The sequence below is a fragment of the Candidatus Poribacteria bacterium genome (genome assembly GCA_026706025.1).
Lineage (GTDB): Bacteria > Poribacteria > WGA-4E > WGA-4E > WGA-3G > WGA-3G.
In genome coordinates this window covers 311,294-328,215 of the sequence record JAPOZO010000063.1, presented here as the reverse complement: position 1 = coordinate 328,215, position 16,922 = coordinate 311,294, and the positions used below count along the sequence as shown (strand labels likewise).

Here is a 16,922-nt window from a genome sequence, read left to right as displayed (position 1 = left end):
TAACAATACCAAAAGGATAAAAGCGGTCCTGCCTTCATTCTTGCAAACTAATCATCGCTCTCCATAGCGACCTCCGCTTCTACAGGAGCGGCGGCTTGCTTTTTCTTTTCACCCCACAAACCGAGCCAGAAGATAAACCCGACAAGTGCAAAGAAGGCTACCATGATAATCGCTACCATGTTCACAGCCTCGCTGAGAAGCGGTGTAAATGCATCCGGAGATGTATCCTGCATGACCCCGAAGATATGCCATGCCTCCCTGAGCCCTGAACGCGCATAACCCATGAGTCCCATCAGGGACGTAAACGTAATAGCGATGAGGATTAAGACGTACTGTGATCGATCCGTCATTTCGCCCCAATTGATAGCACCGGATGTTGTGGCTTTGCGGTACATGAAGATATCAACAACAGTGACGACTGCCATGACAGCGAGCGCGACCAGTACTTGATACGGGGTTAGGACATTGACGCGTAAGTCCGTAGGAACGGTAAATCCGACGATGCCAATAACCACAATTGAGACAGTTGCGAGAAAGAAGATAGAGGAAATCGCTATGTTCCCCACCTTTCGCCAACTTGCGGTTGGTGTTTTCCCTGAACGCCGATAGAACAAAAAACTCAAAAAGGTGGCGAGGATAATGATGTTAACAGCCGTATTCTTGGCAGTCATCAAACCGAACAATCCGAGGTGCGGATGATTTGCCCCGCCCATTGCGCTCAATTCACTGGCGGTTGAGATTTTAGAGAGCGTTCGCGGTGTCATCCAGACTGCAACACAGATAACGATAATAGTAATCATGTATGGACGGTAACGTGCGTAGATCTCCGCCCCCTGAATGCGCCCCATGCCTGACCAGAGGTAGTAATTCGCGCCAATAAACAGTACACCGATCATCACTGCCTGAATGATAAACAACCAAGAGAAAAGACTACCCATCATGTTGATGCCCATCGTGTTATTGAACATGTAGATCTCTCTACCGAGCCAATAACCGAGGAATGGCAGTGGTATAAGTCCGCAGAGTGCGATGAAGTTTCCGGTATACCCCATCCAATCGTAGTGTGCTTTGTCCTCTTTCGTCTTCGCTACGAGGAATCGGAACGCCGCATAAGCCGCCACAATCGAGCCACCGAAGGCAATGTTCCCAACGAGTCGATGGAGATTAACTGGCATCCACGTAAAGTTGTTGACTGCATCCCAAATGGTTCCCATGAACTCGCCTGTTGTCTCGTTGTGGAGTGGCACCATTGTATGGCTTGTAACACCCTCCATAGCGGTTTCAGGTGTTAGAGCCGGGTCCGCAGCCAATCTTTCTTCAATCCAAGACTTCCGCCTTCCTTCAGATAGCACGCCGTATTGGGTTGCCGGACTCGTCTGGTAACTCAACCAAGAGTTAGAGACAAACATAATCGCCGTGCCCCACACATTTAATAAAACACCGAGGAAGAGATGCCACCCTTTATGTCGCCCCTGCATCTTGTCCCATCCGTAGGAATAGAGGTAGAGCGTAAAGGTCTCACCGAAGAACAGGACAACGTAAAAAATCATCGTCGGTCCGAATATCCCGCTGAGCTTGCTCATCACTTTCGGATAGCACCAGATAAGAATGAAGACGAGAACACCACCGAGTAAGGCTGTTGTCGAAAACGCCCCCATACAGAGTTTAATGAACTCCTGTGCCATCCGGTCATACCGCTCATCCTTGGTTTTCCAACCGATGAATTCGATGATAACGGCGAACATCGGGACACCGAGAATAAAGGATCCGAATAAGAGGTGAAGCTGCGCGGCGATCCATGCTGCGTTTCGGCTGCCAATCTTCGGGAAGGCGCGATACTCCGCCTCGGTCACGTCCTGTGCGAACGCCGGTGCGATAGCTAACACAGCATAAAAGACAAGCACACAGCCCAGTATAAGATAGAGCCTCTTCTTAGATATTTTCATGGCTTTCGGCTGTCAGCCATCGGCTGTCAGCGGGATCCCTTTCAGTTTTCTGAACCTATCAAACCAAACAGACTATTAGCCGTCGCCTTTCGGTTTCCGTCAGTAAAGCAGGTCTCTTGCTAATCACCGAAGGCTGGCTGCTGCCTGTTATTTTTTGGCTTTTTTCTTAAAATCAGCACTTGTGAAGTTTACGGCAATATCGCCACTTGCTGGCACTTCAATCGTTTTGTTTGCTGAGCCGAGTTCCTCATGCCATGCGACAACGCGTGCTCTACCGGCAGGAACATTTTCGAGCGTATACTTACCAGTGTCCGCCGATTTTTCAAAAGCATCTGAACTGATCATTTCGCCTTCAGCGTTTTTGGAACCGGTGACAGTATAAAAGTTACTGGGAACAGCAACGATGTAACCTGTCATCCACGCGTGGATATCACATGTGAACTTAATTTCTTCAGCCTTAGTGATTGTGTGTGGAACGACTACCCCGGGCTTCGGAATCAGCGTATTCACTGCTTCATTCTTCTGGGCATGTGAGTGGACGTTGTGCGCCACTGGGTCACTGGAAACAAGATCCACTGTAGCACCGACAGGAACAACAAGCACGTGCGGGTAGTAAGCACAATCGACTTGGTCCATTTTAGGGTTTTCTTTTGGCAAGGTTACTTTTGTTCTGGGGACACGGGCGTAAATAACAACGTTTTTGATGCCTTTGCCCTTTGAGACAACGAGTGCCTCTGACTTTGTGCCTTTTACAGTTTTAATGCAATGATCGTCTTTAGTAGCCGTTAGTTCTGGACGCGCCGGTGCGTCGCCATCATACATTACCGTGCCAGTGATATTGCCTGCCAATGCAACGCTTGCGAGCATTCCAAAGACAAGCAAGGCAATTAGGGTTTTCATGATTATTTCTCCTTCTTATAGTTTAAATTTGTTCTGTAATATATTAACATTACAGCAATTAAGAACGCAAATCAAACGAACCAATCGTAACAAATCAGTGCCATTTTGGTGTTAACACCTTAGTTTCCTCGTATGTGCCCTCAGTTTAATAATAGCTGTAACCCTGTTGTTGTAATACCAAAAGACACATGACGGAGATGGCGGTTCCTCCGACACACCCAGCCGTTGCTGCTTTAACCTGCGCGTCTTTTACGGCGGTTTGATAGGCATGGGTGTAAAAAGTAACATATTCAGGTGATTTTCCAATCAATGCCATGGGAGGTATTGTAGGTTTTATAATCATAGCGGCACCTATACCAAATATACCGCCGAAAACGCCAGCGGCTACCCAGATGTTATTATCCACCTGTAAGGCATCTCGTTGCGCATCCGCAACGGCTTTCGATTGGACAGAAACAATACCTGAAGGTTCTTTCTGTTCTACAATACCTGAAGGTTCTTTCTGTTCTATATGATAATGGTATTCGCCTGTTTTTTGATTATAATGTCCACCGTCTTCATCAACCTCACCCGGATCCGCGAAACCGTAGTTGTAAAAGGACATTAACAGCATACATAGAATAAAATGTCGCATTCATACCTCCACCTTGGACCGACTTCAAGTTAGGGACGAAATGTCTCCTTAATGTAGGCGAGAATCTCACGTTGCTCTTCATCGCTGAGATAGTAGTAGAACGCCGGCATGTCGTTCTTTCCGGTGTTAATGCTATCCAGCAATTGTTCATCGTCGTGCATTTCCCAGAGGCTGTTGTCGGTTAGGTCTGCCGGGTCCAGTTTCTTGAAACGACCGATGCGTCCGTTGCCTTCTCCATTGTTTCCGTGACATCCAGCGCAATATCGTGCGTACTTGTATTCTATCTCCGACTGATACTTCGTACTTGGATCGACCTGCTTACCCAACCAGATTAACCCGTTGAGCCATACAATAATCATGACGATGACGACGGCAAGGTGTCTCATAATGGCTACCAGTTTTAAGAGTTGTCAGTTGCCTGATAACTGATAACTCTTAACGCCCTAACGAGATCATATAATCTCGGACGAGTTGAATCTGTTTTTCAGCATCATTGCCAGCGTAACCATCAACTGCCATGTGTTGTCCACCGACGAGTGGCCAGGCTTGTGGCATCGCCGTTCCGGGTTGGAACGACTGTGGATCTTTCATCCAATCAATGAGCCAATCCGGTTTAAGACGTTCTTTTGCCAATGAAAGATCGGGCCGTCCGGCCTTGTCACTTCCTGCAGGAATCACTTCACCCTGCGAAGGATGACAAGAGATGCACTGAAGCTCGTCAAAAACCTGTTTACCGACCCGCAATTCAGCCCGTGTTGGGGTTGGCACCTCAAGCGTCTCATAAGGGAACGGTTCATCGTCAAGCGCAGAGAAGTATTCAACAAGCGTGGTCGCTTCATCATCAGATAGACCAAATGTCGGCATCCGGACTTTGAGTCCGTATCGGATATCAGAAGGCTCTTTGAGGAACTTAAACAACCAGTCTGGATAGACTCTCGCGCCTTCAGCCTTCAATGGTGGTGGTGCAAGCTGCGTGGCAATCATATCACTGAGTCCTTCATGTGCGATGATAACGTCGCGATAATCGCCACCTGCACCCTCAATCTCATGGCATCCGGTGCAGTTATATTTTTTAACCAATCGTCTGCCAGCATCAATACGATTCAACTTTTCGGATCGGTTATGGATATAGCTGAGCGGATATTTTTCGGGTTGGAAACTCTTCAAAAGCACAGCGAGTGCCCTTGCATTTTCTTCGTTGTCCTTAATTTGATGAAAGACAGGCATCCGCGAGGCAATCCGTCGGGTTTGATAACGTCGCGGGTCAGTAACTTTGCCGATCGTCCATCCGGTCCAACTATGTTCAATGCCTACTGTATCGCCAAAGTCAAGTTCATCAGCGAGTTTCGCGCCGAATTCGCCAAGGTCAGCACCGACCTTCGATTCATCTTCAAAACCAGGTATTTCGTGGCAACCGAAACATCCGTAAGTTCTGACGAGTGTTTCGCCCTCTGCTACGTCCACTTCACCGATGGATTCACCTGCTGCGTTGGGAGTTGCTTTCTGCAAACTCATCAAATAGGCGACAACGTTGTCAATTTCGCGGTTACTTAACCGCAAACTCGGCATACTGGTATCGGGATCATAAGCCTTCGGGTCGCTGATCCACTGACGGAGATAATTCGGTGTGACCTTCGCCCCGACACTATCAAGTGCTGGGCCGAAATCGCTCCCTAAACCGTCAACAGTATGGCATGTGAGGCAGCCGACGGTTTTAACAGTTTCCTCGCCTGCCTTAATAACGCTCTCAGATTGGGAATAGTTTACGGAGGATTCATCAAGATTTGCATCACTCATCGTTGCGAGATATGCTGCAATAGACTTCACTTCATCAACGATACGGAGGACATAATCGTCGGGATAGGGATATACAGTGCCATCATCTGTTTTAATCTCAATACCGTTGGTTGTTTTTGTGACAACGCCGGTGCGCGTTCCGCCGTTCTTGAGATAGACGACTTGACTCATACCCTCGGCGGGGAAGAAGTTCGGCATCGTCGCATTTGGTAGATAGGCTTCGGGTTTCTTAATCCAACTTTCGAGCCAAGCCGTGTCTTTCACCTTACTGCCGACTTTGGCAAGCGATGGACCGACTTTGGCAATGTTTTCGATTGCACTATACCCCTCCACAGCGTGGCAACCGTGGCAACCGAGGTCTTCAAAGAGAGCCAACCCTTTTGTGAGATTCGGCGCATAGTCAACAGGTTCATCTGTTTCAGGATCTACGCCGTAATCTAATTTCATGACCCCATCATGGCACCGGCGACAGTTAGATTCCATATACCCTTTCGTCTCTTCGGACGTTCCACCGGTATGTTCATCTAACCCGAGTACAGGACTGAGCCAATATTCAGCATGTGTTAGCGCGTGCGCGGCTTTCGCTGTCAGTGCTTGCCCCTGTCCACCGTGACATGGTGTACACCCAAATCTATCAATCGGGTGCATCGCGAGGAGGACATCGCGGTGCGGATGCGTTTGAAGGACGGACCGGTAGCCGGTCTCATAAGAAATCTCAACTTCACCGAAGACATCCACATCACTAAACGTAAGCGTCCCGTCTGCTTCCAGTGTATATTCATCGGCTTCCGCATCAAACCCATCAATTATGATGCTTTCACTACCGACCTTGACGCTTGCGTGCTTGAGGCGATGTACGACGGGATTTTCGCCATCACCTTCGACCTCAAACGTCTCTTGTGCGGATTGTTCGTAGCCGCTCCTATCAGCAGAAAAATGGCACGTCGCACACCTATCTGCGGTGTAACCGAAATCTTCAAGATAGTATTGCGTAATGGTTCGTGTCTCACGGAACGGATTTTCTAATAGGCTACCGAGGAAAGTTCGTTTGATACCGCCAACCGAACCTAATTTTTCCTGCAGACGTGAGACTTCATCATACTTGGCTTTGTCGGCTTGTAGTGATTGTAGGGATGCTTGCGCAGCGGCGATACCATCAACGATTTCTGCGTCTGTGGCATTATATTTTTGGGCAATGAGGTAGGTGCTGAGTGCGCGCTGCGGGTCATTACTGGTTTGATAGAACTGCGCCAATGCTTTGTTGGCACTCGCGAAAGTCGCCTCTGCTGCTAAGACGGCTTCGGTGAGTTCACCTTCAATCTGAGATTCAAGTCCAGCTAATTTCTCTTGCCATTTGTCAACAGTCGCGTTGCGTTTACCTTTTGCTACGTGGAGGCTATGTTGATATTTATAGTTAATCGCATCCGATTCGCTCTGCCGGAACTTTCGTTCCTGCAATGCTTCGTCGAGTGAAACTTGAGCAGTCTCAACCGTTTTTGTTAACCTACCTAACTCTTTCGCGTCAGGTTCTTGAGGTGTGGAAAGTTCAGGCAAATCTAACTTTGCGTTTGCCAATTCTGCATCTGTCTTCTCATACTCATACTGATAAAATTGCTGCTGGATCTGCTTCCACGGGCGACGAGTGATCATCTCACTCCAGAACCCCCATAAGGTTACAAGCCCTAACAGACCGGACAGAATAAAGAACAAAGCAGAATACGATTTATTTTCAGCAGGAATTTCTTTTTTGTTCCTCACGAACTTTACTACCTCCATGTCGATTGATACGATACGATGTCATTGCCTACAAAATGCCCACGGGCGCGCCATTTTTGCTAAATGTTGAACCACGGGGAGACCCAGATATATTTCACATTGAAGAATATTCGCAAAATCATTTTTATTGGCAGTGCGAGCATAGTTAAAAACAGAAACGAGACAATAATATATCGAACGAGACCGAGTTCCTGTAAGAAACGGTTACTATTTCGCTTCCATAAATAGACAATCGGCCCGAGCGAGAAATAACCTGCGACGACGGCGAAGCCGAAAAAGTTTGCTGTAACCTCACTCCGAATACCGAAAAGATACGATAAATTGACGTTCGTCAGTGGCACAACAAGGTGTGGGTCCCAATAATCCCATGGCGCGAAGAAATTCCATCCGGGTCCTCTGAGAAATGTCCCAACGACCATCAAGACGATCCACAAAATGATAAATCCGAAAGAGAATACGGCGAGAGCGAACGGACGTTCTTTGATGGTATAATAGCCTTTACCTTTTGGATTGGTGTCAATGTAGGGAATAGCAATCAAGCCTGCGATAATTAGCCCCGGCAGTACGACACCGGCAATCCACGGATCGAAGTAAACCAACATCTCCTGGAGTGCGAGGAAATACCACGGTGCTTTAGATGGATTGGGGGTTTTCGTCGGATCACTCGGCTCTTCAAGTGGGGCATCAATCATAATAGACCAGACCCCAAGCACCAGCATCACAATAATTGCGCAGATAAATTCGTTTCGGCAGAGGTAGGGCCACACATAGACTTTATCGTTGAGTGCAGCATCCGAAGGTACACCTGCTTTGTCAGTCAGGCGTGCCTGCCGATAAGAGAGCCAGATGAAATAGGGTATCAAAAAGAGAATAGCAACAATAGGGACATTATCCGGCTTCGTCACCAGTGCTATAAAATGCTCCATACGATTTTCTGCTCCTTTGAAGGTAGGATTGCTTGCCCATGCTAAGAGAAACTGTGTTCCGCTGCCACCAAAGATTTGTTCCAGCCATGCCGTCTATAGCGGTCCAGAGATGCCTCCATCTTTACGGACACGCCAGAAATGCAACGCCATCAAAACGCTTGCCAAAAGCGGCACAGCGACACAATGTAGAATATAGAACCTCAAGAGCGTTGAGGGTCCTACAATCGTACCTGCGAGTAAGGCAAATCGGACATCGTTGGATTGTGTGATGTCTTGCGGTGCGAATGGACCTTCGTGTCCCAACACGGGTGTTGCGCGTGCCATGTTCGTTCCGACAGTCACAGCCCAAAAAGCCAATTGATCCCAGGGCAACAGGTAGCCAGTAAAACTCAGGAAAAATGTCACAAGCAGTAAGATGACACCCACTGCCCAGTTGAATTCGCGTGGCTTCTTATAGGAACCGGTCAAAAAGACTCTGAACATGTGCAACATCACCGAAATAACCATCCCGTGCGCTGCCCAGCGGTGCATGTTCCGTAGGAGCATCCCGAACGGAATATCAAATTCGAGGTATTGTACATCGTGGAAGGCGTATTCGGCAGTCGGTCGATAATAGAACATCAGGAGCACGCCCGTGACAGCTGTCACGAGGAACATTAGGAAGGTAATACCGCCCATGCACCATGTAAAACGGAAGTTGAGTGCATGGCGAGAAACCCGAGGAGGATGGAGATGCAACCAGACGTTTTGGAGAATTTGTAAGGTGTACCTGCGCCCTGTATCTTCATATCCGTGGCGGAATATAGAGCGCCAAATGTCGGAATTCGTAATCTTTTCTTTGAGCCCTTTACGTTCTTCGTTCATACTTTTTATAGCAAGTTTCGACGCGTACGTTGCGACAAGGAATATTCAAGATACGCCCTATAACGCCGAAACGCCTTTTCTACCTGACCGAAGTCAGGCACAAATGCTCTCCTTTCTTCAGACCTTCAAAAAGGAGCTTGGGTCGGTCCACTGCCCCTTCTCACCTAAAAACTTCACAGACTTATCAATTTCGATCTGACCATCTTCTGCTAATGTAATTTTAACGCGTTCAAGCGGTCGTGGTGCGGGCCCCTCGTAGTTGACACCCTCACGGTCAAAACCGCTACCGTGGCAGGGGCACTTGAATTTATTTTCAGAACCGAGCCAGCGCGGCGTGCATCCAAGATGTGTGCACATAGTTAAGAGTGCGTAGAATTCGCCATCCTGTTTCCGGACAATCCAAACACCATAAGGTTCCTTTTTGAACTTTTCGCTAACACTGCCCGGCGGATACTCTGCTGGAAATCCTGCTTTAAAAATGGAGGACGGTTCAAACAGGACACGCGGATAAAGATACCGAACGAGCCCTGGTCCCAAGGTTAGCCCCAGTGCTGCAGTGAAATTTCCCCAACCAAGGAATTTGAAAAATTTACGTCGAGATACCACTTCCACCCCCGATTTAGTAGATAGACGCTCAGGCGTCGGTTCTACGAAACTAAAGGCAAACTGCCTACATTATAGCCCGATTTTAAACAAACTATCACCAAAATTTTTGATTTGAAAGTCATTCCTGCGCGGGTAAAACAGACTTGCCAATACCAGATTGGCTCGATTATCCAAGACACAAAATTCACCCAACGCCATTTTGCATCGTGAGCGTTAAATATTATAACATGTTCTCAGAGATTTGTCAACCATTTTTTTCGATTTTCTCACAGAATTTGGAAAAATTTCAGGGAACTGCTTCGTATTTTTTTTATTACCGTCTCAAAGCAATTATATTGCCCAATAAACACAATAAATTGGATGAAATCAGCAAAATTTTGCGCAGTTTTTCGATAATTTGTGATATAATCGCCCTTAGAGATTTTCTTAGTTTTCAGAAATAGACAACCGATAAACAGAGGAGAACCAAGATGATACGTTTTAGCATCAGTTTAATCATCGTAGTTTGCATGTTTGTGCAACTCAGTAACGCTGAAATCGACCCAGAATCTATTGTCGGTGCATGGTTGTTTGACGAAACAAATGGAAAAGTGGCTGAAGATTCATCTGACAATGGTAATGATGGAGACCTTGTCGGCGGTGCCAAATGGGTGAAAGGCAAATTCGGTAACGCCATTGAACTCAATGGAAAAGACGCTTGGGTCACCGTTCCAGAGATTGGACCGCTCGAAGACTTTACGCTCATGAAATGGTTCAATTCAACAGGGAGAGTTGGCGCGTGGAGATGTTTCTTTAACCGTGACGGTTGGGCAGCGGGGTATGTCCATTATCAATTTCGACCGGATAATAAGATGGAGATGGCTATTCATTCCAACAACCCGGTTCGGCACCCGGGTTGGCCCGATTCGGATTTCACAGCGGATAAGAGCATCTTGAATAAATGGTTCCATCTTGCAGTCGCCTACAGTAGCAACGAAGAATCGGTTCGCGTCTACTTCGACGGCGAACTTGACGCTGAGGGGAAATGGGGTCCCTTGGCGGGGGAATTTGGACCTGGACGCATCGGTTCATGGAGTGGCGGCGGCAGAGAGTGGGAGGGTATGTTCGATGAAATGATCCTCTTTGATGTCGCACTTGAGGAAGACGACATCCAATCGCTCATGGATAACGGTTTAGACGCGACACTGGCGGTTGAACCTGCGGATAAAGCCGCGACGCTTTGGGGTAAAATCAAGCAGAGCCGATAGGTACAAATGGCAAACGGTAAATCTTAGCTAAAAAAGGGTAAGTCTGGGAACTTCGGGTGCCTCCTGTAACTTCCGGACCGCATCAGCAATGTCATTAACGAGGACTTGTCGCATTGCCGTGAAATCTTCACCCTCTTGTCGTAGGATGTAAGCAGGATTAAACGTTGCCATCACAAAGGGTGCGTACTGCGTATCTGTAAACCAGACGCCGCGTTCTTCGGTAATGCGGAAACTTCGGTGAATCAGTGCCTTCGCTGCAGGTGCCCCCATGCAGAGAATCACGGAAGGTTGTATGAGGGTGAGTTCGCCATCAAGCCATTTGGAGCAGGCTTTAATCTCTGATACTTTCGGCGGGCGGTTTTTCAACACACCCCCTTTGAGACCTGCTGCTCGGCACTTAATGATATTGGTGAGCCAGATGTCACTGCGCGTCAAGTCATTTATTGTCAATACTTCATCAAGCAAATTCCCAGTAGGCCCTGAAAATGGCAGCGTTGTGTGATTATCTGCAGCGGAGGGTCCCTCTGCGACAAGTACTAATTTCGCGGTGGCATCCCCACTACCGAAAACGACGTTTGTGCGGGTTTCCGCTAAGTCACAAGCCGTGCAAACACTTGCCCGCGTTTTAAGGGCTTGTATCTGTGTATGAACAGTGCTCATGTTCTGACACCAACTTTCCTATGAAAATTAAAAAGTTAATTCGGTAATTTCTTGGGGCAGTCCGGTGCGGTTAGGAAACCGCACCTACGGGGCCTGGGGCGTACTGAAGTTACACGGTGCCTCCCGAAGTTTTTGCGAAGTGAATACTGGCGTGTACTAACTGATCCGGTTGCGTCTCGGTAAATTTTAATTCATAAATCGGTTTGTCCCAACTATATTCGTAGTTGCTGCCGTAAGTCGCCACACTTATGGGCAGATAATCCTCTGGAACATGGATAAAGCAGGTGCCCTCTGTCTGTCTAAGCGGCTTGCAAACGAGTAGATAGGTTTGGCTGTGACTGTCCCAACCGGCAGATAATATCTCGGTACCGCCCTGTGTATAGTGGATATCGGTTGCGAGCAATTGGGGCACGTCCTGCTCCTCACGGAAACAGAGCAATTTAGCCGAACGGGGTGGAATATTCAATAAGTTTACGCCTTGTGAAACCCTACCGAGGTATTGACGCATCCAGAAATCATGGACAAGAAACCCGTTAGAAGATTCAGGTACACCAAGCGCATTGAGTTCAAAATAAACGTCATCTTCGCGATCATTCCAATTGAAGATTGCGGCGAGATGCCATGTTTCGCGAGGTGTTGAAATAGGCAGGCTCCAAACTTTCGGGAAAGGGTCGTCGTAAATATCTACAGGCATAGCGGCTTCATTGATCAGCGGAAAGATTTTTGCCAAGTACGCTGCCCGCAATGGCGCAAGCGTTGTAATCGAGTCAGTGCAGAGAACAGCCCCACCACTGAGTGCGGCGGCTGTCATCTCCGCTATTGCCTCGTTGATAGGTCGTGGTTCATCAACAGCAAGTTCGCCAAAAAGATGGTTCCAGAGGACCTTATGCTCTCGTAGATACGCCGCATATCTACTCAAACGATGCTTCGTGCCCCGTTGGTGATGCCACTGATCGCTTGCCCGGTTCTGAGCTCCACCAGCGAAGGGTGGATTGAGGAGTGGCGTGTTGAGCGCAATACTACCGATACACAAGTCCGAAACAGCATTGTATCCTACCAGCACAACGTTCTCTTTTGTTGGCACGTTCTCCAAGCGGGCCTCATTAATTGTATCTCTTAGGAATTCCGCGGCAAGACGGTAGAGTTGCACTGCTGTTAGACTGTCATCATGCCATTTCAAGTTGTGTGAGGCGTTGGTAAGTCCTGTTGTATACGCCGTGAAGTCTACATTAATGAGTGAGTACCTACAATCGCTCACCATGTGTTTAATCTGTTCACGAATACGTGACTGTATTTCTGGATGGGAAACATCCAAGAGTGCGACTTCTTTGCCAGTGTCCGGCAGATGGATTGTTGCGGGTTTGGACCTGTTATGCGCAGTGCGTCTACGTGGATGTCTCTTTCCGCCGCGAGTTTCAATTCGTTCCTGTATGCAATAGTCTGGATGGTTCTGTACAAGTTCTGAATCAAGTGTCAGCGCGAACGGATTAATCCGTACCCCTGTTTTAAAACCTTTTGCTTGAATCTGATTGACAGTCTCCGGGTTTTGCGATCCTGACGCTGTGTCAAGTTGAATATAACCGATACCTCCCGGGGAGTTGGGTTGAAACAGGGGGTGCGCAACGAGTGCATCTGCTTGGGTTAATAGAGCATCGGGATCAAGTGGTTCTGATGCGTCGGAAAAGGACCACGCAGCAAATGAATCATCGCGAGGCATTGTAGATTGAACATCCGTGAGTCCACTTTTTTCTCCCCTGAGAGCGGTATAGTGCTCATAGGCAGCCTTAGCCCCACCTGTAAAGTTGATATAGACGGTTTCGGAGAAGAATTCCTCACCAGCATCGCAGCGCTGCCCACACTGATGATAGAGTGCCCACGGGTTAACACCTGACACCGATGCCTTTTTAGCATTGGATTTTGAACGTTGCCCACCACTCCCTTGACAACCGACCTGAATTCGGGGCCACCATTTCTCAGTCGTTAGGAAACCGAAAACGAGTGCTTTGCCACTCTGTGTATCGTGAAGCACACCATCATGGCTGGGATGCATAGCATCGGTCTCACTGAGAAGAAACCCGTCATAGAGTCTTTTACTAATACCAGGAGAGATGGGAGGCATATTGATAAAGAGATGGCAGTCCGACGGTGCTGCTCCAGACAAGACGGCACCTCGGTTTGTTGAAACACCGAGCACTGTTACACTATCAAGTTGCAACGGTTCAGGTGTTAGGTTTTCAACACCAACTTTGAGGTGTATGGCGGGATGCGCCCTATAACAATTGAGGTAGGTATTTATCCGAACGCCCTTACCGGTTGCCTCATGCGAGAAACGGAGCTGATGATAATCACCGAACACATCGGTCTCGGGAAGTTTGGTAATAAATTCACGGGTGCCAGCGTCTTCGGTTTTGATGACAGTTCCGTCATCAAAGGTTATCTGTGTACATCCGTTTCGGATAATTGTGTCACCGCTCTCATCAATGTAATCCCAAGTTCCTTTTGAAAGGTTGAATTTAATCTGAAATTTATTGTGATTTATCACGGTGAGGTTCCCCTGCCGTGAGACTGCTACATCATCTGGTCTCATCCATTAATTTCCTTTTCATCTTGGCATAAGTGTATAGACTGAACTTGGACAATTTTGCGGGAAACCCTTAACATCTGGCATACACCATGATTTACATGGCAGCGGCAACCGCCCGACAAGATATAACGGTTGTCTGTTCATTTCCAGCATGTGAAAGGGAAAAAGAATCTCCAGGGGAGAGGAACAGAACATCATGTCGTTCGAGTGTATGTGTCTTTCCAGTGTCATCCGTCACTTCAGCACACCCATCCTTTAGCACATAAATTGATTCGCTGTGTATCGGTTCGTGCGTAAAGTGTTGTCCGTTGTCAAGACAGATGTAATCTAAGGAGAGATGTACAGACCCTTTCTGCGGTGAGACGACGCTTCGCCAATCGGCAGCTTTTCCGAACACAGGTCCACACCGTGCCATATTGAGTACCTGAACGTTGCTCCGATGCCCATTTTGCGGTGTTGGGACTTCATCTGGTGTATCCCGTTCACCCCGATAGAGTGCCATATCTGGCGGTGCTTGGAAACTAATCAAGCGTGCCTTGTTCGGCGTCGTATTGACTGTTCCGTGGACTTCGCCTGCCGGTACAAAAATAACATCGCCTGCGGCAATCGGTGTATAGACACTCCCTTGTCGGATAGCACCACCACCTTCCAAGACGACAATAGCGTCTTCCGATGCATCATGATAGTGCTGTGTAAATTCTTGACCGGGAGCGTGGAGTCCGTGGTTTAGCGTCAACTGTGTCGATCCCATATCTGGGTGTACGACACGCCAATTTTTGCCTTTACCCATCTGAAAGGGTGTTCCGGATTGAAGGTTCAAAATTTCCATTTTTTCTGTCTATACCCAGCGCGTAAAGGGTAGATTACCCTATAATAAATAACACACGGCTTAAAGATCTACGGCTTCTTTTTCATAAAATGATACGACTGTATCCCCATAATTTGCCTGCCGACTCCGGGTCAAACTTCCGACTGTGTCAGGTCCAACAAACTGCTTTGCATGTTCAACAAGCAGTGTGCCATTAGTGCGGAGCAGTGAATTCTCAGCCAGCAATGCTAAACAGGCGGCGTATAATTCTGAGCTGCCCTCTAAACCCGTACCGTAGGGCGGATCGAAATAGATAATTTCAAACACAGCAGCCTGTTTCTGGAGATATGTAATTCCTTTCACAGCATCGCGACGGAGCAGAGATATCGCATCAGTCGGTTTGCGGGCTGCGCGAGGTTCAGTAGTAAGTCCACATGTCCGAAGGTTTTGTTCTATAATCTGGATGCACCGCGAATCACGCTCCAAAAAGGTGACATGCTTTGCACCACGACTCAACGCTTCGATTCCCATATTCCCTGTACCAGCACAAAGGTCGAGAAAATTCGCATCAATAATCTGTTCACGCAGAATACTGAAGACAGATTCTTTAACGCGATCAGCAGTAGGGCGGACGACACGATTTCCCTTGGGTGCAACCAAGCGTCTGCCTCTGAATGTGCCAGCGATAACTCTCATTTTTAGTGGTTATCAGTTGTCAGTTGTCGGTTAAGAGGGTTCTTGTGGCAGTTGAGTTTACTGTGCAAGTAACAGCAAACCTCTTTAACTGAAAACTGAGTACTGACAACTGATACCTATTAAGCCTTGAACAACTCCTCTATCACCGATCCATCGTTGACGACTCGAATCGGTCGTCCGGAGCGAGAATAGTTCTCTTCATTACCATCAATTCCGAGTGCGAAGCAGAGGGATGCGAAAAGGTCTGGTACGCCGACGGCACCATTGACAACTTCGCTACCATCTTCATTGGTACCACCGACTATTTGCCCACCACGGGTTCCACCGCCTGCGACAACAGCCGACCAACCGTTGGTATGATGATCACGTCCATCGTTTTCGTTGATTCTCGGCGTACGTCCGAATTCACCAAGCCAGAGCACGATCGTCTCTTCGAGGAGATCCCGCTCGGACAAGTCTTTCAGGAGCATTGCGAACGCTGGATCCACCATATCAAGAAGTTCTTTTGTCCGATCAAAGTTGTTTTGATGTGTATCCCACCCATCAAGTGAGACTTCTACAAATTTGACACCAGCTTCTACGAGTCGCCGTGCCATGAGACATCCTTGTCCGAATCTATTCATACCATACGCTTCGCGGATGGCGATTGGCTCTTCGTCAAGCCGAAAAGCATCTATTTTAGGGGAATTGATGAGTTCGTCCGCTTTCTTGTAAATTGCTTCGTGTGCTTCCGTGCTGCGTCCCGTCCGTTTTGCGATAAAATCCTTCTCAATCGTTCTCAGCATCTTGAGCCGTTCACGAAAACGGTGCGTGTCCATCTGTGCCGGATAAGAGATGTCTTCCACAGGCTTCATCGGATCTTTGACGACAAATGGGTCGTGCGTCGCACCGAGAAAGCCGCCGGAGTACATCGGCGAATTGATGTTAACGCAACTCGGCAGGTCCAAAAGTGCGTCTTCAAGATAATAAGATGTGATTGAACCGAGCGTCGGATGTCTGACGGCTCCACCAGGCGCATACCCAGTATGTAGTAAGTAGCGAGCGCGTTCATGATTTCCTTCACGCGAAACCATAGAACGGATAATAGAGAGATGGTGTGCCTGTTCGGCAACATTCGGTAGATGCTCGGAAACCTGTATACCGTTAGCACTTGTCGGAATCGCTGCAAAGGGACCGCCGTTTTTGGTGCCGGGTTTGGGATCAAATGTATCTAACTGGCTGGCACCGCCACTCATAAAAAGAACGATACAATGCTTCGCACGTGGTATTACATCTTCAAGCTGCGCGAAACTACTGGACCCGAAGTGCTGCATCGCAATCAGTCCGAGAAAACTACTGATACCGCTCTTGAAAAAACCACGCCGTGAGATTTCTTTGTGCCATAATTCGGGTGTGTCGTATTCCGGAACCCACAATTTTGTGTCCATGTCCACCCTCCTCAATTATTTTATCTATACCATTCTACCATGTTTGTGTCT

14 protein-coding genes are annotated in these 16,922 nt (G+C 47.9%); 1 reads left to right on the top strand and 13 read right to left on the bottom strand.

Features of this window, described 5'->3' with window-relative positions; genetic code table 11:
- Positions 1-47: 47 nt before the first annotated feature.
- From OXH00_16295 to OXH00_16260, 8 genes are all read right to left on the bottom strand, one after another.
- Positions 48-1,946 (bottom strand): cytochrome ubiquinol oxidase subunit I, encoded by a 1,899-nt coding sequence (locus OXH00_16295; protein ID MCY3742576.1) that lies wholly within the window; start codon positions 1,944-1,946, stop codon positions 48-50.
- 147 nt (positions 1,947-2,093) lie between these two features.
- Positions 2,094-2,846, bottom strand: a complete 753-nt coding sequence (locus tag OXH00_16290; GenBank protein MCY3742575.1) for a hypothetical protein — start codon at positions 2,844-2,846, stop codon at positions 2,094-2,096.
- 145 nt (positions 2,847-2,991) lie between these two features.
- On the bottom strand, positions 2,992-3,480 hold the full coding sequence (locus OXH00_16285) for a YHYH domain-containing protein (GenBank protein ID MCY3742574.1): 489 nt from the start codon (positions 3,478-3,480) through the stop codon (positions 2,992-2,994).
- 29 nt (positions 3,481-3,509) lie between these two features.
- Positions 3,510-3,866, bottom strand: coding sequence for a cytochrome c (locus tag OXH00_16280; GenBank protein ID MCY3742573.1), 357 nt, complete (start codon positions 3,864-3,866; stop codon positions 3,510-3,512).
- Positions 3,867-3,915: 49 nt separating this feature from the next.
- Positions 3,916-7,035: a c-type cytochrome gene (locus OXH00_16275; protein ID MCY3742572.1), complete on the bottom strand. Its 3,120-nt coding sequence runs from the start codon at positions 7,033-7,035 to the stop codon at positions 3,916-3,918.
- A 77-nt stretch (positions 7,036-7,112) separates the two neighbouring features.
- Entirely contained in the window at positions 7,113-7,979 is an 867-nt protein-coding gene (locus tag OXH00_16270; protein ID MCY3742571.1) for a cytochrome C, read from the bottom strand.
- A gap of 93 nt (positions 7,980-8,072) precedes the next feature.
- Positions 8,073-8,843, bottom strand: a complete 771-nt coding sequence (locus OXH00_16265) for a cytochrome b N-terminal domain-containing protein (protein MCY3742570.1) — start codon at positions 8,841-8,843, stop codon at positions 8,073-8,075.
- Positions 8,844-8,960: 117 nt separating this feature from the next.
- Complete coding sequence (locus tag OXH00_16260) at positions 8,961-9,449, bottom strand: Rieske 2Fe-2S domain-containing protein (GenBank protein MCY3742569.1); 489 nt, start codon at positions 9,447-9,449, stop codon at positions 8,961-8,963.
- Positions 9,450-9,919: 470 nt separating this feature from the next.
- Here OXH00_16260 and OXH00_16255 point away from each other — a divergent pair, with 470 nt between their 5' ends.
- Positions 9,920-10,696, top strand: a complete 777-nt coding sequence (locus OXH00_16255) for a LamG domain-containing protein (GenBank protein MCY3742568.1) — start codon at positions 9,920-9,922, stop codon at positions 10,694-10,696.
- A 27-nt stretch (positions 10,697-10,723) separates the two neighbouring features.
- On the opposite strand, the gene OXH00_16250 is transcribed toward OXH00_16255, so the two are convergent.
- The 5 genes from OXH00_16250 to OXH00_16230 all read right to left on the bottom strand — a co-directional run bounded on the left by OXH00_16250 (position 10,724) and on the right by OXH00_16230 (position 16,871).
- Positions 10,724-11,356, bottom strand: a complete 633-nt coding sequence (locus OXH00_16250; protein ID MCY3742567.1) for a uracil-DNA glycosylase — start codon at positions 11,354-11,356, stop codon at positions 10,724-10,726.
- A gap of 109 nt (positions 11,357-11,465) precedes the next feature.
- Entirely contained in the window at positions 11,466-13,943 is a 2,478-nt protein-coding gene (locus tag OXH00_16245) for a hypothetical protein (GenBank protein MCY3742566.1), read from the bottom strand.
- Positions 13,944-14,034: 91 nt separating this feature from the next.
- The gene (locus OXH00_16240) at positions 14,035-14,769 is read right to left on the bottom strand and encodes a cupin domain-containing protein (protein MCY3742565.1); all 735 of its coding nucleotides are present in this window, start codon (positions 14,767-14,769) and stop codon (positions 14,035-14,037) included.
- Positions 14,770-14,829: 60 nt separating this feature from the next.
- The gene (rsmD, locus tag OXH00_16235) at positions 14,830-15,444 is read right to left on the bottom strand and encodes a 16S rRNA (guanine(966)-N(2))-methyltransferase RsmD (protein MCY3742564.1); all 615 of its coding nucleotides are present in this window, start codon (positions 15,442-15,444) and stop codon (positions 14,830-14,832) included.
- A 119-nt stretch (positions 15,445-15,563) separates the two neighbouring features.
- A complete protein-coding gene (locus OXH00_16230; protein ID MCY3742563.1) occupies positions 15,564-16,871 on the bottom strand; it encodes a DUF1501 domain-containing protein in 1,308 nt (435 codons plus the stop codon).
- Between the last annotated feature and the right edge of the window lie 51 nt (positions 16,872-16,922).